The organism is Microcoleus sp. Pol14D4, assembly GCF_036701245.1.
In the GTDB taxonomy this organism is placed as follows: Bacteria; Cyanobacteriota; Cyanobacteriia; order Cyanobacteriales; family Microcoleaceae; genus Microcoleus.
In genome coordinates, this window is the sequence record NZ_JAUBQM010000035.1 from 30,944 (window position 1) to 51,349 (window position 20,406).

Here is a 20,406-nt window from a genome sequence, read left to right on the forward strand (position 1 = left end):
CAGATGATATCAAGTTCAGTAACATAACCGTTAGAAGTTTGTAGTGACCACTTGAGTCTTCCTACAAAACTACGACTCACGGGCGTCCCGCGCCACAATAAACACAGAGGAAAAAGGGGATTGTGGATTGGGGAGTTTAAGTCCACTGTCGGAAAAATGTGTTTTCTTGCCAAGCCGCAGCGGTGCGTTTTTCAAGTGCTGCCATTTCTGTTTCGTTCAGCGGTTGGAATTCTTGGGCGACTTTTAAGTTTTCTTCTAATTGCTTTACTGAGTCGGCAGCGATGATGCAGCAGTTAACGCCGGGAAGTGAAAGCGTGTAGCCCATTGCTTGGTGCATTCCATCTAAAACACCGTTCTCAAATAATTTGCCGTAAGCGGGTATTTTCATGGCTATGACGCCGATGTTTTTGGCTTTGGCTACTGGTAAAGCGGTGGTAACAAAGGAGCGCGGGTGATGTTTTTCGGCGGCGTTGAGGGAGATTAATATTGTATCAAAAGGATAGCGCTCCAAGCCGGCCACAATGATAGCAGGTTCGTGGTGTCCGGTTATACCGGAAAAACGAATTATTTTTTGCTCTTTGGCTTGTTCGATCGCCTTTATTGCTCCTTTGGCACTGAAAATTTGGTCTTATTCGGCTTGGAATGAGACGTGGTGCAGTTGCCACAAGTCTAGCCGATCGGTTTTCAATCTTTTGAGCGATCGCTCTAAGTCTCTCCACGCGCCGTCTCTGTCTCTGGCGGAGGTTTTTGTGGCTAGGAATAGGCGCGATCGATATGGTGGCAAAACTTTGCCTAAGTTTTCTTCGCTGGGCCCGTACTCGGCCGCCGTGTCAAAATAGCGAATGCCTAGTTCGATCGCGCGTTCAATTTGCGCCGCTGCTTCTGCTTCTCTTCCCGGCTGCGACAGCGGTGTTTGTCCGGCCCCACCCAAACCGAAAATCGGCACTTTGACCCCGGTTTTGCCTAACACTCGTTCTGGCATTTTTACTGTGGTGGCGGCCTTGTTATTTGGTGCGGCTGCGATTTCCCGATCCTGCTGTTCGATCGCCTTAGCGCCTGCAATGCCGCTGGCAACAGCTATACTGCTCAATATAAAATTGCGGCGAGTCTTTTTGCGGGTCATGGTTTCCGTCTCCTCAGAATATGTGAGAGAAATTAACCGCGTTTGTGTTGGCACAATACATAAACTTTTACTGCAAATCGGATAATTTTCCCCCTCTCCGAGGGAGGAGATAGCCTGGGGAAAATTATTTATGTGCCGATCGACTATTGGTCAATTATCCATGCGCGAATCAGTTCGTTTATCTGTTCTGGTACTTCATCGTGGGGACAGTGACCGGCTTTGATAAAGTGTTCTGTTAACTGCGGATAGTGTTTGCGAAATTTGGCGCTTCTTTCTGTGGAATTCATCCACGGATCGCCTTCTCCCCACAGCATTAGCAACGGGCAGGTTAATTGACTAAGTAATACGTCAATTTTTTCGCCTTGGGGTGTTCGGAATACGGAAGCGAATACTTTGGGGGCACCGGGATCGCAGGAGGGAAGGTAAATTTCTTCTACTAATTGGTCTGTGACGGCGCTTTGGTCGAGATATACTTTTTCTAGAGTTTTGCGAATTGTCGATCGCTGGCGCACGTACTGGAACAGCAGAAAACTTGCCCAATCTTGCTGAAATAAGGTTTTAGCTATTGCAGATATGGCTTTTTGCAAGGGGGGGGCTTCGGGTGCGGGCTGCGGTTCGCTGAAGGGGCCGGCGCTGTTGATTAATATGAGTCCGGCTGCTGATTGGGGGCGCTGGGCTGCTACACACAAGGCGGCGTAGCCTCCGAGGGAGTTGCCGGCTAGTACGGCGGGCCGGCCGATGATGTTGGTGATAAAGTCGTGGAGTTGGTCGCGCCAGAGGTCGCCGCTGTACTGCAATTCGGGTTTTGCCGATCGCCCAAATCCCAAAAGGTCGATCGCCCACACTTCAAAGTCTTTGCTCAGCCCGCTGATATTTTTGCGCCAGTGGTCTGTGGAGGCTCCAAAACCGTGAATTAACAGCAGGGGAGGGCGTTCTGGATGCCGATCGCTGGATCGAACATAGTATACTGAATGCCCCCGCCACTGCCAGTAAGTGCCGGCTATGGGGGCTGTGGTGACGGCTGGGTTTGCTTGCATAATGTAAAGAAATAATTATTTACTTTAACTATTGTATCGCGACGCTCAGATTTATAAAGTTTGCCATCCGCGCGGGGGTTCCGCTAGCAAAGGATTCGTCAATGTGAGCGAGTTGAGATCTGGCGATCTTCCGCACTCAGAATTAATAAGTTTTGTAACGAATATTGATTTTGTGAGGGGCGCAGCAATGGGAGATGTTTTGCCCGATCGCATTTGGGAAAATAAATCGGGTTTTGGGTGCAACATACCTAGGTATGATGATTGTTCTGTGTGGCGGTAAGAGATAGCTCTGGGGCTATGGGTGCAAAGCTTGGCGGCGAGGGTCGAACCGGATGGGCGAGAGTCAAGGGATCGACTTTTTTATAGTTATTTGCGAGCTTTTCCAGGTGGGGATCGTTTGTTCAAGAGGTGTTGACGGCGTGGGGATGCAGCGAGCCGTTTGGTTGCGAGTTGACAAAAGCTGAAATCAAAAATTTCGCGGCTGGGAGAAGTTATAAGTAAAATTACCGATGGTTCTCTGCAGAAGTTTCTCAGAATCGCTGAATATTTTGTGACGTTGTTTGCTGTTCTTAATTGCTTAGATACTCTAATATAGAAGTAGAGCTGCGCCGCTCAATTAATTAGCATTTTGAATACTAGGGAGCCAACTATGCAGGGTGTGAACTTTATCCACCTGAAAGTTAGGGAGTTTTCTGAGTGATTGCTATTTCACCTCGTCCCGTCGGACGCAATTGGATTACGATTAGCTTCGCTTCTACTCTATACCTTTGTCCTATTTTGGATCTGCTCCTAGCAGAGGTGCCAGATTACTGGCAAGCGGAATTGCGGTTGGGGCTTCAAGAAGCTTTGGTAAATGCTGCTAAGCATGGAAACAAATTAGACCCCGGTAAAACTGTTGGAGTCCGTTTTTCGATCGTTCAAAACCAATATTGGTGGGTGATATCGGATCAAGGTTCTGGCTTTAATGCCCCTTGCAGTTGTAACCTTTATACCGATGATTGCGACAGTCTCCTAGCAGAGGACGTTTCAGATAACTCTGGACTACCCAATGTGGAACAGGAATGCGGTAGAGGCTTGTTTATTCTTTACCAAATATTCGATCGGGTAGAGTGGAATTCTCAAGGTACAGAGTTACGGCTGTGCAAAGAACTTCCAAGTCGCTACCGACTGCCTCGCTTGCGCTAGCACCGCTATGAAAGCAGCATTTTTCATCTCAGCTAGACCTGGAAAATTTTTCGTTCCCGGACTGAAGTTTGCAATGAGAATTTGAACGCTCTGGCTATTGATAGCTGATCATAATGCAAAATCTGAGTTTTGAGTTAAAAAAGTATAAATCTTTTGAACTCACAATCGCGCTGCTCGATCGAGCAGCGCGATTGTCTAATTTTTGAGCGACTAATCAAACCAAAACTCAAGACTCTATACTCAAAATTATTTGCCGTGGGTGGGACAGGGAGGAGCAGATATCGATCTATCCAGCCATCCTGCTGCTTGGTTTAAGCGCGGGAGAGCTTCTTCGGGCTGTTTTTTGAGCAAAAAGACCAAAGCGGCCGCAGCTTGCTCGCAGGCCCGCGCGGAACGGTTTGCTTTGAGGCGGTGCCAATCTTTTTCGGGGATGGCGAGGCGCGCGGCTAGAGCTTGGGCTAGTTCTACCGTGCTCAGCTCGTTGAGGTTGACAGTTTGGGTTGTTTGTGTAGTTTCAAGCATAGGTGGGTGGTAAGGAAGAAGGAAGAAGGAAGAAGGAAAATGACATAAAATCAATGGTTTCAGCAATTAAAAACGTTTTAAATGCCGATAAAGTTGCTATACTTATGTCTATTTGGCTAGAGTTCGTTAATTTAGAAAATATACTGCATATAATAACAACTTAATTGGAAATCAGTTTTTTTTATTATTATTGTCAGGTTTGCAGATCGAAATGCCTCAACAGCCGTCAGAGTTAAATCCGGAAGAGCAAGAAAGCGAGTTTGTTCAAGCGATCGCAGCAGTGGAGCGATCGCTGGCGGCAGTCAAAGAACGGTACACTCAAATTCAGGTCGATCGACAGCGCCAAGTCGAACTCGGCCATCGGCGCGAAGAAATCCGCCAGTCGGGGCGCCGAAATCCATTGCCGCAACTCAAAAAAGAATTGCGGGAAATTGAGCAAGAATTGGAAACTATCGAGTTGAATTTAGAAAGCAGCCTGTTTTCTTGGGGGAGCATAAAACAACCTTTTTGGCAAGCAGTTCGGTTTGGGGGACTCGGTATTTTGATCGGTTGGATTTTGAAATCCTATGCAGGTTGAACAAGGTTGGGATTTTGGATTTTTTTATTTACCGCAGAGGGCGCAGAAGGCGCAGAGGAAGAGCAAAGAGAGAAATATGGTGCAAAATAAATATTAAATAAACAGGAGTGGATATGACAAATCAACGAATAGCAGCAATTTTGCGCGCAGGTGAACCCGACGAAAGTGTAACTGTTCAAGGTTGGGTTCGTACCAAACGCGAATTGAAAGAATTTGCCTTTGTCGAAGTCAACGATGGTTCGGCGATGGCTAACTTGCAAGTAGTCATAAATTCCGATTTGCCAGACTTTGAAAATGTACTCAAACAACTCAATACAGGTGCATCTCTAGAAGTGTCGGGAGTGCTGGTAGCTTCTCCAGCAAAAGGACAGCGCATTGAGTTGAAAGCCTCACAAGTGCAAGTTTACGGCGATGCAGACCCGCAAACTTATCCGTTGCAAAAAAAGCGGCATTCCTTTGAATTTTTGCGGACAATCGCGCATTTGCGGCCGCGCACAAACACCCACGGTGCTGTCTTTCGAGTCCGCAATGCTTGTTCGGCGGCGGTACACCAATTTTTTCAAGAACGCGGTTTTTTGTGGGTTCACACTCCGATTATTGCTGCTAGCGACTGCGAAGGTGCGGGGGAAATGTTCGCCGTTACCAACTTGGATTTAAAGAATGTGCCGCGCACTGATTCGCAAGAGGTTGATTATGCTAAAGACTTTTTTGGAAAGCGCGCCTATTTAACAGTTAGCGGCCAGTTGGAAGCGGAAGTTATGGCGATGGCTTTCGGAAATGTTTACACTTTCGGACCTACTTTTCGAGCGGAAAATTCTAATACTTCGCGACATTTGGCTGAGTTTTGGATGATTGAACCGGAGATGGCGTTCTGCGATTTGCAGGGAGATATGGATTTGGCTGAGGCGTTTTTAAAGTACATTTTTAAATACGTTTTGGATCGTTGCCCGGAAGATATGGAGTTTTTCAACGAGCGCATTGACAAAACGGTTTTGGCTACTGCTCAAAATATCATTAATAATCAGTTCGAGCGGATTACTTATACGGAGGCGATCGCACTTTTGGAAAAAGCCGACAAAAAGTTTGATTTTCCTGTCAGTTGGGGTTTAGATTTGCAGTCAGAACACGAGCGTTATTTGGCTGAGGACTTGTTTAAAAAGCCGACAATTGTCAGCGACTATCCCGTCGGGATTAAAGCATTTTATATGCGTTTGAACGATGACGAGAAAACGGTGCGAGCCATGGATGTTTTGGCTCCTAATATTGGGGAAATAATCGGCGGTTCGCAGCGGGAAGAAAGGCTGGATGTGTTGGAGCGGCGGATGGAAGCGCAGGGTATGAATAAGGAGGAATTGTGGTGGTATTTGGATTTGCGCCGCTACGGTACTGTGCCTCACGCTGGCTTTGGTTTGGGATTTGAACGGTTGGTGCAGTTTATGACGGGAATGGGGAATATTCGGGATGTGATTCCGTTTCCGAGAGCGCCTTTGAGTATTGATTTTTAGCAAAACTTAGGGACACTCCAAGAACCCATTGGTATCAACTTAACGTCAAACGTATTATCAGTCTACTGTCGGACGATTAAGCCTCGATCCCCCTTAGCCCCCCTTAATCAGGGGGGGACAAGAATATTCTCAAAGTCCCCCTTCTTAATGGATATTTAGAGGGATCTAGACTCAGCTAAAAGCGATGTTTATCAAGGGTTTTAGGCTGAAGTTTACACCAATGGCCGAAAGCCCGCCTCCCTACCTGAAAACAGAGGAATGCAAGCCTTTGTTACCAATTAAGTTGCCGAGGGAATTGTGATATCAACAGATTGCACTTTGACCGAATTTCCCAAACTCGATAACGGCGGTTGAATTGCCGCCGTATTTCCCACTACTAATGTTACAAGATTCTCCGGTTTCAAGTAAGTCTTAGCTACGCGCTGCACGTCGGCAATTGTTGCTGCTTCGATGCTGCGGCGGTAGCGAAAAATGAAATCTTCGGGATAACCGTAGTATTCGTAGCGCATTAATCGCGACAAAGTTTGACTGGGATTTTCAAATTTGAAGATGAAAGAATTCAGGGTGGAATCTTTAGCAAAAGCTAATTCTTCCGGGGTAATGGGTTCGGTGCGGATACGATCGATCTCGGCGCGAATTGCCTGGATAAACGGTACTGTGGCGTCCGATCGCGTTTGGCCTCCAGCGACAAACACCCCCGGATAGTCATATCTCGGACTCCAAGCCGCGTATACTGAATAAGCTAAGCCTTGGCGCGATCGCACGTTATTAAACAAACGACCACCGAAACCGTTGAGAACCCCGTTCATCACGTCCAAAGCACCGTAATCTGGACTGCTGAGCATTCCGCCCAAATGTCCTATTTGCACGTAACTTTGACTTAATTGCGGCTGATTTACCAAAAATACGCCGCCCCTATTTGCTGGCGATACCGTTGGTAGTGCAGGCACTTCTGCACTTTGACTCGGTTGCCAGTTGCCGAATTTTTGCTCGACGAGCGATCGCATTTTAGCTGTATCAAAGTCGCCAGAAATACCCAAAATCATATTCTTGGGATGAAAATATTTCTGGTAGAAACTCACCAAATCATCGCGGGAAATATTGGCGAGGGTTTTGTATTCTACTGTGCGCGCGTAAGGACTGCGAGATCCATAAATTAATTTTTGAAACTCGCGGCCGGTAATACCGTCAGGATCGTCATTGCGGCGGGCGATCGCACCTTGAGTTTGGTTCTTCGCTAAATCCAACTTTTCCTGAGCAAATATTGGCTCCCGAATCACTTCCGCAAATAAGTCAAACACGGGTTCCACATCTTCAGCTAAAGCACTAAAATTAGCCGTACCAGAAGCAACATCAATCCCCGTTTCTACCGAAGCTGCTCGCTGTTCTAGCAACTGATTTAATTCATCAGCCGTATGCCGGCTCGTGCCGCCAGTTCGCATCACTTCTCCCGTCAAACCTCCCAATCCGATTTTATCGGCAGGTTCAAAACGCTCGCCCGTGCGAAATAGCGCCGTTCCCCCGACTAACGGGAGTTCCCGGTCTTCCATCAGATACACCCGAATGCCATTTTTCAGCTCGAAGCGAGTGTATTTAGGCAGTTTAATTTCTGCCAGCGGGGGAAATGTTAATTCGTCGTAGTGTTTGGGTGCCGCCGCAAAGGAAGGTAACAAATTAAACGTGCCAAGTGAAACAGTAAAAAAGCAAAGCGATAGCAGAAATAACTTTACTTTTTTCAGTCTCAATTTAGTCCTTTTCATTCTTTCTCCAATGTTTCCTAAGTTGACAATTCGAGGCAGAGCCTCGCGGATATACGTTCCCAGGCAGAGCCTGGAAACGAGTATTTCTTCCCTCTTCCTTCTTCCCTCTTCCTTCTTCCCTCTTCCTTCTTCCCTCTTCCCTCTTCCTTCTTCCTTCTTCCGACGGACATCGAACTGACATCCGTTACATCCGTTACATCCGTTACAGAATCCGTTGCCGAACCTTCTTCTTACAGTGGCAAAAGCTTACCAATCGTGCGATTTTCCGGGCGAAAAGTTGCCTGAGCGACACGCTGAATGTCAGCGGGAGTAACAGCCGCGATCGCATCCAATTCCTTGAACAAATTTCGCCACGAACCGGTGTTTACTTGATAGTCCGCCAGCGCAAATGCCATGCCCATATTAGAATTGAGCGATCGCAACAAATCGGCTCTCGCCTGAGTTTTCACTCGCTCCAATTCCAAAGCAGAAACGGGCTCAGTTTTCAGGCGATCGATTTCCTTGCTCAAAGCTGCAGCTACTTCATCAACCGTGCGGCCCGGAGCAGTTTGAGCGTAAAATAACATCAAATTCGGATACTTTTCCCCCGGATAACCGCTAAAACCTTGAGCCGCCAGCGCCAATTGCTGTTGTTCTACCAAAGATTTGTAAAGCCGAGAAGTACGGCCATCGCTGAGCAAAGAACCAATCATTTCATAAATCGCATTGTCGGGATGATTCATCGCAGGCCGGTGGTATCCTTCCAAATACCAAGGCTGAGTTTTTAATTGCAGCGTGACTTCCTTAGTTTGCGTTTGGGGAGGTTCGACAATCTGCAATTCTGGAGGCGCTGGTTTCGCCTTGTAACGACCGAAATAAATTTGAGCTAGTCGCTTCACCTCCGAAGCTTTCACGTCTCCTACCACGGCCACAGTCAGCTTGCTGGGGACGTAGTGAGTCTCGAAAAACTTCTGCACGTCGCTGCGGCTGAGGTTTTTAATGTCTTCAGTGTAGCCAATTACGGGGCGGCGGTAGGGATGAGCAGAGAAAGCTTTGTTGGCAAAAACTTCAACCATTTGTCCGATCGGAGAATTCTCGGTTCGGAGCCTGCGCTCTTCTAAAATTACCTGTTTTTCTTTGTAAAATTCCCGAAATACTGGTTCTAGAAATCGCTCGGATTCCAGCGACATCCACATTTCTAACTTATTAGCTGGAAGGCTGTAAAAATACATTGTGGCGTCGGTGGAAGTAGCGGCATTTAGTCCGACTCCGCCTGCTTGTTCCACTATTTTGCCGAGTTCATTACGCTTGACAAATTGCGAAGCTTCAGCTTCAACTTTGTCGAATTCTGCTTTTAATTGGGCGACTTCTTCAGTTTTGCCACTGGCCTTGGCTGCTTGCATTTGCTCGAAGAGTTGGTCTTGTTTTTCTAAGAGCGGCTTTTCGGCTTGGTAGTCGGTAGTGCCGATTTTTGGCGTGCCTTTAAAGGCTAAATGTTCGAGATAGTGAGCGACACCTGTTTGGCCGTCTGGTTCGTTTGCGCCGCCGACATCGGCGTGAATCAGAAACGATGCTACGGGCGCTCTGGGCCTTTCGAGTACGATGAATTTCATGCCGTTGTCGAGCTTAAATTCGCTGACTTGGCTGATTACTCGATCGAGCGACGGTTGAACAGAGACTGCTTGGGAGCCGCTAGCGGGGTTGGGGCGGGCAAGGGCCATTTCTGGAGAAATGCCCCACCACAGCAGTACAGCGGTCAGCAGGGAGGCGATGAATCGAGTTTGGCGATCGGGCGATTCCCTACGGGATAGCTTCGCTTCACGGGGTTTTTGGAACTGCGGGGTCATTCGATTTTAGATTTTAGAATTGAGATTTTGGATTGTCAAACAAAAAATGTTTGTGCTCGGCGGTCAGAGATTCTTTTTTAAGGATAAAGATTTTTGGAGGCATAAGCGATCTGTTGCGCCGCAGATGTTAGGCTGATACAGCAAATCTCAAAAAGGGTCTGGAGTTGAGCGAGGAGTTTTAAGTTTGGGATCAAAGCCGCGCACAACTTAAAACTTAACATTAATTTAGCCATTCAGTCCCGATACCGTAGATCCAAGTCGCCAATTACCGATTGCAAAGCCATGCGAATTTTTAATCAGTCTCCTCCTTCTGAAACAGAAACCAAGAAGCGGATTTTACAAGCCGCTCAGCGGTTGTTTGCCCGCAGCGGATACGACGGCACGACAACTCGCGATTTAGCAGCGGCGGCGGGGGTGGCAGAGGGTACGCTATTTCGGCATTTTGATAATAAAAAAGCGATTTTGATTGAGGTGGCGACGGAAGGATGGGTGGAGTTGCTGACGGATTTGCTGACTGAATTAAGCGAGATGGGCAGTTACAAAGCAGTGGCTCAGGTGATGCGGCGGCGGATGCTGAATATCCGCGAGAATAGCGACATGATGCGGGTGTGTTTTTTGGAGGCGCAATTTCACCCGGATTTGCGCGACAGAATTCAGTTGGAAGTCATCGGAAAAATGACAAATGTGGCTGAGGCTTTTTTTGAAACGGCAATGGAAAAAGGAGTTTATCGGAAGATGAATCCGAAGATTGTCGCTCAGGTATTTTTGGGAATGTTTGCAGTCGCGGGTTTCAGTCAAAATACGATTATGGAGCCGAATGCTTCTGTGCAAGAAATGCAGGAAATGGCTGAAGGACTCGCAGATATTTTTCTGAATGGGGTTTTAATTAAAGATGAATGATTAGTCATTAGTTATTGGTTATTTGTTGGTTGTTACTTATTGGTGATTATAATTAATAACCAATAACCAATAACCTGTCACTAATCCCCAATTACTCTATAAATTCGTACATCTTTTGCACCCACTTTTCCCGATTATCCTGCCATTCATCTGTCACTACTTCCCAAGTTGTATTGCTTTCAAGTTCCAACAAGAGACTTGATACTTCTTCCAGCGTCGATGCTATATGACATTCTTCTACCCAACTTTCACGGATCATTTTCCAGAGACTTTGTACCGCGTCTCGCTGAAAATGTGATTCTAATTCAACTAGCAATTTGGCTAGGTTTTTCTCGTCACTTGCTGCTGACACCTCGCTCATCCAACACTCACGACGTTCTTTCCATTCTTCCCTCACTGCGTCCCAGTTTAGGTGGGATTGAAACTCTAACAGTAATTGGTTTAGTTCTACCATATTAAATTTTGTCTTGTTTGCAGTTTGCGCTATTTTTGTACAAAATTTATTGATTGACAGTGTTGGTTTTTTATAATGAGCGATGTGGCTGAGGCTTTTTTGCAAACGGCGATGGAAAAACAAGTTTATCCAAAGATGAATCCGAAGATTGTCCCTCAGCTATTTTTGGGAATGTTTGCAGTCGCGCCTTTCAGTCAAAATACGATTATGGAACCGAATCCTTCTCGGCCGCAAATACAGGAAATGGCTGAAGGACTCGCAGATATTTTTCTGAATTGGTTTTGCAGAAAGAAAGATCCAGAATTAGTCATTAGTCATTAGTAATTAGGAAACTTTAGAGCCTGAAAACGCATATCTACAGGCTCTGAATAGCCTAAACTACTCCTTAAACTTGTGCATTTGCTGTACCCAATTTTCGCGATTGTGCGACCATTCATCAGCCATAGCTTCCGAATTGGTATTGGTTTCTAGTTCCAGCAATAAACTTGATACTTCTTGAACAATTGATGCTCCCAGACATTCTTCTACCCAACGGTTCCGACGCTCTGGCCACTGAATATCAACCGATTCTCCCTGCAAGTTAGATTCCAATTCAACTAGCAATTCTGCTAGATATGTCAGGTTTACTGATGCTGCCACATCGCTAACCCAACTTTCCCGGCGCTCTTTCCATTCTTTTTTGACTCCTTCCGATTTGAGGTTGCTTTCAAACTCTAACAGTAACTTATTTAGTTCTACCATCTTAAATGTTTGATTTTTTGTAGTTTGTGCTACAATTATACCAAAATTTTCACTAAACAGAGTGTTAAGTTTTTTTTTAAGATTGCGGTCGCAGTGAAACTACAGAATAGATAACGGAATAATGAGCGATGAATTTACTTTAGAGATGCTAGACATTCCCAGCGGCTGGCAGCGCGGGGAAGGTGACTGGACAGGAGTGGCGGCGGCTATGGCTAGAGGGGAAACTGTCGAAGTAATTCAAGAAGTTGGTTCTACTTTGTGGCAAAACAGTCTGCCCGAAAAACATTCTTTGTATTGGGAGGGGGAAAATCTATCGACTATCAAAGCTCGAATTTGGATTAGTTTTACCCAGAGAAGATTTTCGCCGGAATCTGCTTTGCCAAAAGTTCAGTGGCATCCGAGAGTGTTGTGGATAGGGATAGGTTGCGAACGCGGAACAGGGCGAGAATTAATCGAAACAGCGATTCAAAATGTATGTCGCGCTAATCATTTAGCGGAAAGTGCGATCGCAGGGATTGCTACAATAGACACTAAAGCAGATGAAGTCGGCTTGCTAGAACTTTGTCAAGAGCGAAATTGGCCGTTAAAAACCTTTGCTGCTGACATTTTAAGTTCCGTAGAAGTCCCCAATCCTTCAAATATTGTAGTCAAACAAGTCGGGACGCCTAGTGTAGCAGAAGCTGCGGCACTTTGTGCAGTTAAAAAAGAAAATTTAACCGCAGATGAACGCGAATATACGCAGATATCCATCAATCATCAGCGCCCCTCTGCGTTTATCTGCGGTTCAAATCCCCTCTTAGTTCCTAAAAAAATATTTCGCAGCAAAAATCCCCCCCTTTCACAAGGAGGGGTTAGGGCGGGTTCTGCGGTAACAGTAGCGGTTGCAGTTTGCCCGATCGAGTATCTGGGATAATGTATTACTGAGACAAAGTATTGGCATTCACAAATCGACCAATCAACCCAGACACGAATGACAAAACAATCGAACCAAACAAAGCCGGCCAAAAACCGTTAACCGCAAAGCCGATATTGAACGCACCCGCCAACCACGAAGCCAGGGAAAGCGAAATTGCATTCACAACGAATAAAAACAAACCTAAAGTAATAATGGTCAAAGGCAGCGTCAGCAATGTAAGAATCGGTCTGACAACCGCGTTCACCAATCCGATAACAACAGCAGCCACCATCGCCGCCGGAAAGCTAACCACCGAAATACCTGGTACAATGTTAGCGGTAACGATCAGCGAAACTGCTGCTACTATCCAAGTTAAGAAAAAACTTAGCATATCTTTTTTTCCATCTCCATCACTATTAATTAAGATTGTACCTGTTTAGTCGATCGACCCAAGTTCGGGATACACTACGAAATACCCACCTTGCGAGAATATCAGACTTATGAAACTTCGGCAACTAGCAGCATTCCTTTTGGCGCTAACTATCTTCATCCTGCCGCGGCCAGCGCTGGCTCAATCTAAATATTACGCTCCGCCGTTGTCCTTTAGCAATGCCGAACTGACAAGACGCGATTTTTCGGGTCAAATGCTGCGGGCCGCTGAGTTTTCTAACGCTAATATGGACTTGACTAATTTTTCTAATGCCGATTTGCGGGGAGCAATTATGAGCGCTTCGGTGATGACTCAGGCGAATTTGCACGGAGCAAATTTAACTAATGCAATGATAGATCAAGTTAAATTTACTAATGCCGATTTAAGTGATGCAATTTTAGCGGAAACAATTTTGCTGCGTTCTACTTTTGACGGAGTTGATATTACCGGCGCTGACTTTACCGACGCAATTATGGACGGCTCACAAGTTAAAGAATTGTGCACAAAAGCCAGCGGTATTAATTCTCAAACAGGGATTTCTACTCGCGATTCCTTGGGATGCCGCTGATTTATTTTATCATTCCATAATTTCACTGCTGGAATATTGGTAGGGGCGTGCTAGAAGCTCACCCGCAAAATCAATACAAAAAATAAAGGTGTTTGTGGAACGGGCAGGAGAGTCCGTTCCTGAAAGCTTAGCCTAAACCCAATTTACTAAGGCTTTGCTTTTTTCTGAGCAGCCGCATAATGCTCACTCATTAACTGATTAACTTCTGGATTGTAAATCCGCAGATAATTCCAGTAATTCTCAAACACCGATTTCACGTATCCTTTCGTTTCAGGAAAGGGAATCTTTTCCGCAAAAGCATCCGGGTCACTAAAATTAAACCTCTTCAACCAATCTGATACTGCATTCGGACCGGCATTATAACTCGCCACAGCTAACATCGAGTTATTCTTATACTCGTCGTGAGTGTGATCCAAATACCACGTACCGAGTTTAACATTGTCGTCCACATTCTCCAATGAATACTTTTTGAGGCTGATTTGAGCGGCAACCCAAGCTGCTGTTTCGGGCATTACTTGCATTAAACCGGTGGCGCCAACTGATGATTTGATGGAGGGCATAAACCGCGATTCTTGCCGAATTAATGCGGTTACTAATACTGGATTTATTGTGCGTTCTTTTGACCACTTGACAATGGTTTCTAAGTAAGGAAAAGGATAAAGCGCTTGCCAATAAATCGGTTGCTGTCTCAGAGCGAGGTATTCGGTTCTATCATCTGGTTTTTCGCGCTGCCGCAAACTACTAACCATCCACAAACCGTCTAAATTATCTCCGACTGCAACTCGCATTAAACCGTCGGTAAACTGTTCGGCAATACTTGGTTCTACGCGGTCGATAAATTCTACTTGCCACAGCGTCCAAGCATCTCTATCTTGACCTAATTGATAAAGTTCTTTCAAGGCAGGAGAACCCGCAGTTGGTTCGGGGCGCTGAGGGGGTCGCACTACATTGGGAGACAAATCTCGGACTGTGGTAAAGTCGCCGACTGGCCAGCCGAGAAGTACAGCCGATCGCCACGCAAAATATGATTCTGGATAGCGTAAGATCGTGTAGTCAAATGCGGTCTTGGCGTCTTGTTCGCGGCCGAGTTGCTGTGCCCATTTCCCCACCCAAAATGCTGCTTCTGGAGCTTGTTCGCTGTCGGGATTGTGGGTGGTTAATTCTCTCGCCCACTGCCAAGCTGATTTTAAATCTCCGCCTTTGGCAAACTGCTGGGCGATCGTCCACCGCAATTCGCCAGCTTTATCAGAATTATTGTATTTTGTCAAGAGCAACTTCCGGGTATCTGAGGCGGATTGACCGCTGCGTGCTTTGTCGAGAAGTTGGGATTTATCTAACAAAGCTTCGGGGGCATAATTGGGGAATTTGCTAATAACTCGATCGAGCAAAACGATCGCTTCTTTCGGTTCGCTCAGCCGCGATAGCCGAATTAAACCCAAACCAGTATCTTCGGCATCGGGAAACTCGCGCACTAATTCTTGATAGGCAATTCTCGATTCCGGGATTTTTCCGTCGAGCCACAAACCGCGAGCTTTGCGGTAAAGATTTTTGGCGTTGCGGGGAGCTTTCCCGTAAGCAATAGCTCCTTTGCCGTAATCTTGTTTTTCCCAATACCCAAAGGCAATTTCTTCCCAATCTTCCGGTTTCAAAGCGGCGCTGTTTCGCTGCACCAGTTGTTCCAAAATTGTCCCGTAGTCTTTGACATAATGACCGTGTTTTGCTACGAGCAGCATCAACTGCGGCTGATTGGGATTTTCTTTTAACTTGCGGAGGGCAATTTCTACGCTGCGGGGATGACCGGGAAATTCAGTAATTGCCTGTTGCCAATATTCCAGTTTTGACTTGCCTAAAACATATAAAGCTTCTGCTGCTACGGGGTCGTTCGGATAGTTTTTGAGCAGTTCCTGCCAAGCTTTTTGGGCTTTGCCTTTGTCGCCGCTCAATTGGTAAGCTTGCGCTCTTTTTAGGGCAATGTGAGCAGCTAAAACCGGATATTCTTGCTCTAATTTGTCCAATAATTTTAATGCTTTGGCCGCATTTCCTTGCTGGATTAAATCGCTGGCAAGCAGGTAGCGGGCGCGGCTTTGAGGGGAGATTTCCTGCTGCGGGTTCGTACTTTCAGACTGACTGGCTGCGAGTTCAACTAATTTTGCCGATCGCTCGCTCGGTGACAGCGACACCAGCATCTTGACTTCCGATTCGGAATTCGCTGCATTCAGGGGCTGCTGAGCCTTCTGGACCGAGCCAAAACCCATCCATTTCGTCCCAGCAACCAAAGAGCCGATCGCAATAACGCAAACTGAAACGCTGATTAAAACAGAAAATCGGGCCCGGCGTCGTTTTAGCATGGGAAAATTTAAGAGAATAACAATAGATAAGCGATCGTTTGTCAAAAGCCATCAGAGGCAGGATGGGTGTTCCACGCCATCACAGGCAGGAGACCTGTTTAACGAGAAATAAATGTTAAGAGTGGGGCAAAAACGGACAGCCGACCCCCAAACAGATGATTGAGATTGGTGGAAGATCCGATCGCAGGCGGACTTGGCTGATATAGTAGCAGAATTTATTTTGATGTGGAGCGGAAAATTTGTGCGATCGATCTATTTACCCGCACCAACGAAAAACCACAAACCACCCACTGCAAAGTACAATCAAAAATCTAAAATCTAAAGTGTAAATCAAAACATGGAATTTCTAGTCACCGATACGCCCCGCTCTGTTTGGACCGGAGACGCCTTGGCAATTGGTCTATTTGAGGACGCCCTGGAACTCACCGGCGATCTGGCACAATTAGATGAAAAGCTTGCAGGCACTTTGAAAGAGCTGCTACTGGAAGTAGATTTTAAGGGCAAAGTGGGCACGAGCGCCATCACCCGCGTCGGCGGCAATAATCCCATTCGCAAAATTGCGATCGTCGGTTTGGGCAAAACAGAGGACTTAAAATTAGACACCGTGCGGCAAGCAGCAGGCGTTTGCGCCAAGTTAGCCAAAAAAGAGAAATGCAAAACCCTCGGAATTAGCTTTCCGGTGTGGAAAAACGCGCCGGATGTTACAGCAAGCGCGATCGCCGAAGGTGTAGAACTCTCCTTGAATCAAGACAACCGTTTCAAATCGGAACAGGAAGACAAAAGCCCGCAACTCGAACAAATTCATTTGCTCGGTTTTGCCGGTACCGAAAGTGCGATCGCCCGATCCCGTCAAATCACTGCCGGAGTCATTTTAGCACGGGAATTAGTCGCAGCGCCGGCAAATTTTGTCACCCCAATTACCATGGCAGAAACTGCTCAAAGTCTGGCTGCCGAATGCGGTTTAGAATTAGAAATACTAGAGCGGGAAGACTGCGAAAAACTAGGAATGGGAGCCTTTCTCGGCGTGGCACTAGCCTCTGATTTACCACCCAAATTCATCCATTTGACTTACAAACCCGAAGGCACGCCGCGCCGCAAAATAGCAATTGTGGGCAAAGGATTGACTTTTGATTCTGGGGGTTTGAACATCAAAGGTGCGGGCAGCGGCATTGAAATGATGAAAATAGATATGGGCGGCGCTGCGGCTACTTTGGGAGCGGCAAAGGCGATCGGACACATCAAACCAGATGTAGAAGTTCACTTTATCAGCGCCGTCACTGAAAACATGATCAGCGGCCGCGCCATGCGCCCTGGAGACATCCTTACAGCTTCCAACGGCAAAACAATAGAAGTCAACAATACGGACGCTGAAGGTCGTTTAACACTAGCTGATGCTTTGGTATTTGCTGATAAATTGGGAGTTGACGCGATTGTCGATTTAGCAACTCTAACCGGAGCCTGCGTAATTGCTTTAGGCGACGATATCGCGGGTTTGTGGAGTCCTCAAGATAGCGTCGCTGCCGAAATAGTCGCCGCCTCAGAGTTGGCAGGCGAAAAATTTTGGCGAATGCCGATGGAAGAGAAGTATTTTGAGGGCTTGAAAGCATTGCACGCCGACATGAAAAATACTGGCCCTCGTCCCGGCGGTTCGATTACGGCGGCGCTATTTTTGAAGCAGTTTGTAAAGGATACTGCATGGGCGCATTTAGATATTGCCGGCCCGGTTTGGACTGACAAAGAAAATGGTTACAATGGCCCTGGGGCTACCGGTTTTGGAGTTCGGACTTTGGTGCAGTGGGCCCTGGGCGGCGCTTAATTGTGGATTTCCACCCCAAAAATTGAGATTTTCTCTGCCTTAAAAGTCTGCTAGTCCATCTGTGATCCAGGGGTTAAAAACCCCTGGATCACTGCTTAAGTAATCTAAAAGAAAATTTAATAGCGATCATTAACAATTTAAATGTTTCTGAATCAATAGCTACGCGAACCTATGTATTCCGTTACAGGGAGCAACTTAAGCGTTGCTAGCCGTGAGGCTCACCATTGCTCATACTTGGGAAAATCTTCCTTCCCATGGCCCCACCTCGACAGTTTTGACATTTCCTGAAAAAATAGCTGTTTCATAAAAAATGAAAAAAGTATATAATTATGTAAATATTTCACTAGCCGAAATCAAATAATTAGATTTGATCGGATTTGCATTGGTACAGATAATTTTTTTCTTGAACTTTATGCAAGAACAATTAACAAATTTTTTTTCAACAATTTCTGTATCTTCTACACTCGCCTGCAAGCTGGTGCCGGAGTTGCGATTGTACGCTGTTTTTGACTCGCTGACTGCACTGGCTTATTGTTCGATCGCCCTATCTTTAGTTTATTTTACCCGCCAAGGTTCTCACCGCAGGATTTTCCGGGTGTTTGCCGTTGTTTTTTTTGCCTGGGGTGCGGCTAAATTGACGGAAGTTTGGACGCTTTGGCATTCCATATATTGGCTGTCGGTAACTCTTAAAGCTACAAGTGCTTTGATTTCTTGGCTTTTAGCCGCAGTCGCCTTCGCCCTGATGCCGAAAGCACTTGCCGAGTCTGGTTTTAATCAAAGAGAAAAATTTCAACAACAGTCGTTAAAACAGGTAGAAGAAAATCCGCACCAGCATGATATAGAGAAAGGAGAATTGGCGAAAGAATTGATCGATTTTTACGCTTCAGATACTATTGTCGATCGCGCTTTAGCTCTCAATTCGCTTAATGAACAGTTAGAAAAAGAAATTGCAGATCGCCAGCGAGTTGAAGAAAAGTTGCAACTGACTCAGTTTGCGATCGACCGATCGGCAGATGCGATATTCTGGATCGGACCCGACGGTAAATTTTTGTACGTCAACGACGCTGCTTGCACTTCATTGGGATATTCTGCAGCAGAATTGCTCTCGATGACAGTGCACGACATCAATCCAGATTTTCCCCAAAGTGCTTGGAGCTTGCACTGGAAAGTCTTAAAACGCTGCGGTTCAGTTAATATTGAAGTTCACCACCTCACTAAGTACGGTCGCATTTTTCCGGTAGAAATTACGATCGACCATTTGGAATTTAACGGCAAAGAATATCAGTGCGCGTTTGCTCGCGATATTAGCGAACGCAAGCGGATTGAGGCAGCTTTGCGAGAAAGGGAAGAAGAATTTAGGTCATTAGTTTCTAGCATTCCCGGTGCGGTTTACCGATGCAGTGCTGCTGGGCGATCGAGCCTAACTTTTATCAGCAGTGGCATAGAAGCTATTTCCGGCTATCCTGCAGCTAACTTTATGCAAAAACCGGTGCAGGCTTTTCCGAGTATAGTTCATCCCGATGACGCTGAGCAGATCGAGACAATTATCGATCGGGCTATTAAGACAAAACAACCTTACATCATCGAATATCGCCTGATGCACTGCGACGGAAATGTGCGGTGGGTTGCAGAGAAAGGTCAAGCCCTTTTCAACGCAGACGGTGAAGTTTTATCCCTCAACGGTGCCATTTTTGACATGACTGAGCGCAAAGCAGCGGAGGATGCTTTGCGGCTCTCCGAGGCGATCGCCAACAACAGAGCCCAGCAGCTAGAAATCGCTCTCAAAGAACTTCGAGAAACTCAAGCTCACCTAATTCATACCGAAAAAATGTCAAGTCTCGGTCAAATGGTAGCTGGAGTAGCTCACGAAATTAATAACCCTGTCAGTTTTATCTACGGCAACATTTCCTACGCCAGCCAATATATCCGAGACTTGTTGCAGCTTGTGGAACTTTACCAAAAACACTATCCTCAGCCCGTGGTAGAAGTTCAAGAATTTATTGACAATATCGATTTAGAATTTTTGAGAGAAGATTTAGTAAAAATATTATCTTCGATGAAAATGGGAGCCGATCGCATTCGCGAAATAGTTCTGAGCTTGCGAAATTTCTCGCGTTTAGACGACTCCGTAAAAAAGCCTACCAACCTTCACGAAGGCATAGATAATACCCTCTTAATATTGCACAACAAACTCCGAGCCAGAGGCGACTATCCAGAAATAAAAATCATCAAAGATTACGGTCAACTCCCTTTAATAGAATGTTATGCTGGTCAGCTCAATCAGGTATTTATGAATCTGCTTAGCAACAGTATTGACGCCTTGGAAGATGCTTGCAACCAAAAAAGGCGATCGGCTGCAGGTGGCGACGATTGGACACCAACTATTAGGATTCGCACAGAAGCCCTGAACGAAAATAGTATTTGCATCCGCATTGCCGATAATGCGATCGGCATGACAGAAGACGTGCGGAGTCGATTATTTGACCCGTTTTTCACGACAAAACCCATGGGAAAAGGCACTGGTTTAGGGTTAGCCATCAGTTACCGAATTGTCGCGGAAAAACACGCCGGAGCCTTGAGCTGCCGTTCCACCGTAGGAGAAGGTACGGAATTTGCGATCGAGATTCCTTTATGAATTAGTCCGACGGAAGTATCAAGAATTTGGCAGAATTTATCGCTCACTATAAATTGTAAAGTGGGGTGTAAAAAACTTTCAAGT

At 46.1% G+C, this 20,406-nt stretch carries 18 protein-coding genes and 1 pseudogene; 9 read left to right on the top strand and 10 right to left on the bottom strand.

Going from position 1 to position 20,406, the window contains the following annotated elements:
* Positions 1-136 precede the first annotated feature (136 nt).
* The 3 genes from QUA33_RS14535 to QUA33_RS14545 all read right to left on the bottom strand — a co-directional run bounded on the left by QUA33_RS14535 (position 137) and on the right by QUA33_RS14545 (position 2,160).
* Positions 137-520, bottom strand: coding sequence for a hypothetical protein (locus tag QUA33_RS14535; RefSeq protein WP_333149177.1), 384 nt, complete (start codon positions 518-520; stop codon positions 137-139).
* A 108-nt stretch (positions 521-628) separates the two neighbouring features.
* Positions 629-1,123 carry an aldo/keto reductase gene (locus QUA33_RS14540; RefSeq protein ID WP_333149178.1) on the bottom strand — a complete coding sequence of 165 codons (495 nt, stop codon included), beginning with the start codon at positions 1,121-1,123 and terminating at the stop codon, positions 629-631.
* A gap of 143 nt (positions 1,124-1,266) precedes the next feature.
* Positions 1,267-2,160, bottom strand: coding sequence for an alpha/beta fold hydrolase (locus QUA33_RS14545; protein ID WP_333149179.1), 894 nt, complete (start codon positions 2,158-2,160; stop codon positions 1,267-1,269).
* 696 nt (positions 2,161-2,856) lie between these two features.
* Between QUA33_RS14545 and QUA33_RS14550 the strand changes: the two genes are divergently transcribed.
* Positions 2,857-3,345, top strand: coding sequence for an anti-sigma regulatory factor (locus QUA33_RS14550; RefSeq protein ID WP_333076090.1), 489 nt, complete (start codon positions 2,857-2,859; stop codon positions 3,343-3,345).
* A 246-nt stretch (positions 3,346-3,591) separates the two neighbouring features.
* Here the strand turns inward: QUA33_RS14550 and QUA33_RS14555 are convergent, their stop codons facing one another.
* Positions 3,592-3,867: a DUF6439 family protein gene (locus QUA33_RS14555; RefSeq protein ID WP_333056391.1), complete on the bottom strand. Its 276-nt coding sequence runs from the start codon at positions 3,865-3,867 to the stop codon at positions 3,592-3,594.
* Positions 3,868-4,078: 211 nt separating this feature from the next.
* Between QUA33_RS14555 and QUA33_RS14560 the strand changes: the two genes are divergently transcribed.
* Complete coding sequence (locus QUA33_RS14560; protein ID WP_333099811.1) at positions 4,079-4,444, top strand: DUF2203 domain-containing protein; 366 nt, start codon at positions 4,079-4,081, stop codon at positions 4,442-4,444.
* Positions 4,445-4,557: 113 nt separating this feature from the next.
* Complete coding sequence (gene asnS / locus QUA33_RS14565) at positions 4,558-5,949, top strand: asparagine--tRNA ligase (protein WP_333149180.1); 1,392 nt, start codon at positions 4,558-4,560, stop codon at positions 5,947-5,949.
* Between the two features lie 278 nt (positions 5,950-6,227).
* Here asnS and QUA33_RS14570 read toward each other — a convergent pair whose 3' ends face one another.
* Both QUA33_RS14570 and QUA33_RS14575 read right to left on the bottom strand, forming a co-directional pair.
* Positions 6,228-7,709 (bottom strand): pitrilysin family protein, encoded by a 1,482-nt coding sequence (locus QUA33_RS14570; protein ID WP_333149181.1) that lies wholly within the window; start codon positions 7,707-7,709, stop codon positions 6,228-6,230.
* Between the two features lie 230 nt (positions 7,710-7,939).
* Positions 7,940-9,535 carry a pitrilysin family protein gene (locus QUA33_RS14575; protein WP_333149182.1) on the bottom strand — a complete coding sequence of 532 codons (1,596 nt, stop codon included), beginning with the start codon at positions 9,533-9,535 and terminating at the stop codon, positions 7,940-7,942.
* A 282-nt stretch (positions 9,536-9,817) separates the two neighbouring features.
* Between QUA33_RS14575 and QUA33_RS14580 the strand changes: the two genes are divergently transcribed.
* Positions 9,818-10,435: a helix-turn-helix domain-containing protein gene (locus tag QUA33_RS14580; protein WP_333149183.1), complete on the top strand. Its 618-nt coding sequence runs from the start codon at positions 9,818-9,820 to the stop codon at positions 10,433-10,435.
* 91 nt (positions 10,436-10,526) lie between these two features.
* On the opposite strand, the gene QUA33_RS14585 is transcribed toward QUA33_RS14580, so the two are convergent.
* Positions 10,527-10,889, bottom strand: coding sequence for a hypothetical protein (locus QUA33_RS14585; RefSeq protein ID WP_333149184.1), 363 nt, complete (start codon positions 10,887-10,889; stop codon positions 10,527-10,529).
* A gap of 75 nt (positions 10,890-10,964) precedes the next feature.
* On the opposite strand from QUA33_RS14585, the pseudogene QUA33_RS14590 reads away from it, so the two are divergent.
* Positions 10,965-11,210 (top strand): annotated as a pseudogene (locus QUA33_RS14590) (TetR/AcrR family transcriptional regulator); the annotation flags it as partial.
* 57 nt (positions 11,211-11,267) lie between these two features.
* Here the strand turns inward: QUA33_RS14590 and QUA33_RS14595 are convergent.
* Positions 11,268-11,630, bottom strand: a complete 363-nt coding sequence (locus tag QUA33_RS14595) for a hypothetical protein (protein ID WP_333149185.1) — start codon at positions 11,628-11,630, stop codon at positions 11,268-11,270.
* A gap of 121 nt (positions 11,631-11,751) precedes the next feature.
* Between QUA33_RS14595 and QUA33_RS14600 the strand changes: the two genes are divergently transcribed.
* Positions 11,752-12,543 (top strand): cobalamin biosynthesis protein, encoded by a 792-nt coding sequence (locus tag QUA33_RS14600; RefSeq protein ID WP_333149186.1) that lies wholly within the window; start codon positions 11,752-11,754, stop codon positions 12,541-12,543.
* Between the two features lie 4 nt (positions 12,544-12,547).
* Here the strand turns inward: QUA33_RS14600 and QUA33_RS14605 are convergent, their stop codons facing one another.
* Positions 12,548-12,916: a phage holin family protein gene (locus QUA33_RS14605; protein ID WP_333149187.1), complete on the bottom strand. Its 369-nt coding sequence runs from the start codon at positions 12,914-12,916 to the stop codon at positions 12,548-12,550.
* Between the two features lie 109 nt (positions 12,917-13,025).
* Here QUA33_RS14605 and QUA33_RS14610 point away from each other — a divergent pair, with 109 nt between their 5' ends.
* The gene (locus QUA33_RS14610) at positions 13,026-13,523 is read left to right on the top strand and encodes a pentapeptide repeat-containing protein (protein WP_333149188.1); all 498 of its coding nucleotides are present in this window, start codon (positions 13,026-13,028) and stop codon (positions 13,521-13,523) included.
* 146 nt (positions 13,524-13,669) lie between these two features.
* Here QUA33_RS14610 and QUA33_RS14615 read toward each other — a convergent pair whose 3' ends face one another.
* Positions 13,670-15,871: a transglycosylase SLT domain-containing protein gene (locus QUA33_RS14615; RefSeq protein ID WP_333149189.1), complete on the bottom strand. Its 2,202-nt coding sequence runs from the start codon at positions 15,869-15,871 to the stop codon at positions 13,670-13,672.
* A gap of 337 nt (positions 15,872-16,208) precedes the next feature.
* Between QUA33_RS14615 and QUA33_RS14620 the strand changes: the two genes are divergently transcribed.
* Positions 16,209-17,687 (top strand): leucyl aminopeptidase, encoded by a 1,479-nt coding sequence (locus QUA33_RS14620; protein ID WP_333099824.1) that lies wholly within the window; start codon positions 16,209-16,211, stop codon positions 17,685-17,687.
* A 412-nt stretch (positions 17,688-18,099) separates the two neighbouring features.
* Entirely contained in the window at positions 18,100-20,322 is a 2,223-nt protein-coding gene (locus tag QUA33_RS14625) for a PAS domain S-box protein (RefSeq protein ID WP_333149190.1), read from the top strand.
* Positions 20,323-20,406 lie beyond the last annotated feature (84 nt).

Excerpts from the sequence above, each read along its gene's own strand:
- QUA33_RS14540 (WP_333149178.1), bottom strand. The coding sequence starts at position 1,123 with ATGACCCGCAAAAAGACTCGCCGCAATTTTATATTGAGCAGTATAGCT.
- QUA33_RS14545 (WP_333149179.1), bottom strand. The coding sequence starts at position 2,160 with ATGCAAGCAAACCCAGCCGTCACCACAGCCCCCATAGCCGGCACTTAC.
- QUA33_RS14555 (WP_333056391.1), bottom strand. The coding sequence starts at position 3,867 with ATGCTTGAAACTACACAAACAACCCAAACTGTCAACCTCAACGAGCTG.
- QUA33_RS14560 (WP_333099811.1), top strand. The coding sequence starts at position 4,079 with ATGCCTCAACAGCCGTCAGAGTTAAATCCGGAAGAGCAAGAAAGCGAG.
- asnS (WP_333149180.1), top strand. The coding sequence starts at position 4,558 with ATGACAAATCAACGAATAGCAGCAATTTTGCGCGCAGGTGAACCCGAC.
- QUA33_RS14570 (WP_333149181.1), bottom strand. The coding sequence starts at position 7,709 with ATGAAAAGGACTAAATTGAGACTGAAAAAAGTAAAGTTATTTCTGCTA.
- QUA33_RS14575 (WP_333149182.1), bottom strand. The coding sequence starts at position 9,535 with ATGACCCCGCAGTTCCAAAAACCCCGTGAAGCGAAGCTATCCCGTAGG.
- QUA33_RS14580 (WP_333149183.1), top strand. The coding sequence starts at position 9,818 with ATGCGAATTTTTAATCAGTCTCCTCCTTCTGAAACAGAAACCAAGAAG.
- QUA33_RS14585 (WP_333149184.1), bottom strand. The coding sequence starts at position 10,889 with ATGGTAGAACTAAACCAATTACTGTTAGAGTTTCAATCCCACCTAAAC.
- QUA33_RS14595 (WP_333149185.1), bottom strand. The coding sequence starts at position 11,630 with ATGGTAGAACTAAATAAGTTACTGTTAGAGTTTGAAAGCAACCTCAAA.
- QUA33_RS14600 (WP_333149186.1), top strand. The coding sequence starts at position 11,752 with ATGAGCGATGAATTTACTTTAGAGATGCTAGACATTCCCAGCGGCTGG.
- QUA33_RS14605 (WP_333149187.1), bottom strand. The coding sequence starts at position 12,916 with ATGCTAAGTTTTTTCTTAACTTGGATAGTAGCAGCAGTTTCGCTGATC.
- QUA33_RS14610 (WP_333149188.1), top strand. The coding sequence starts at position 13,026 with ATGAAACTTCGGCAACTAGCAGCATTCCTTTTGGCGCTAACTATCTTC.
- QUA33_RS14615 (WP_333149189.1), bottom strand. The coding sequence starts at position 15,871 with ATGCTAAAACGACGCCGGGCCCGATTTTCTGTTTTAATCAGCGTTTCA.
- QUA33_RS14620 (WP_333099824.1), top strand. The coding sequence starts at position 16,209 with ATGGAATTTCTAGTCACCGATACGCCCCGCTCTGTTTGGACCGGAGAC.
- QUA33_RS14625 (WP_333149190.1), top strand. The coding sequence starts at position 18,100 with ATGCAAGAACAATTAACAAATTTTTTTTCAACAATTTCTGTATCTTCT.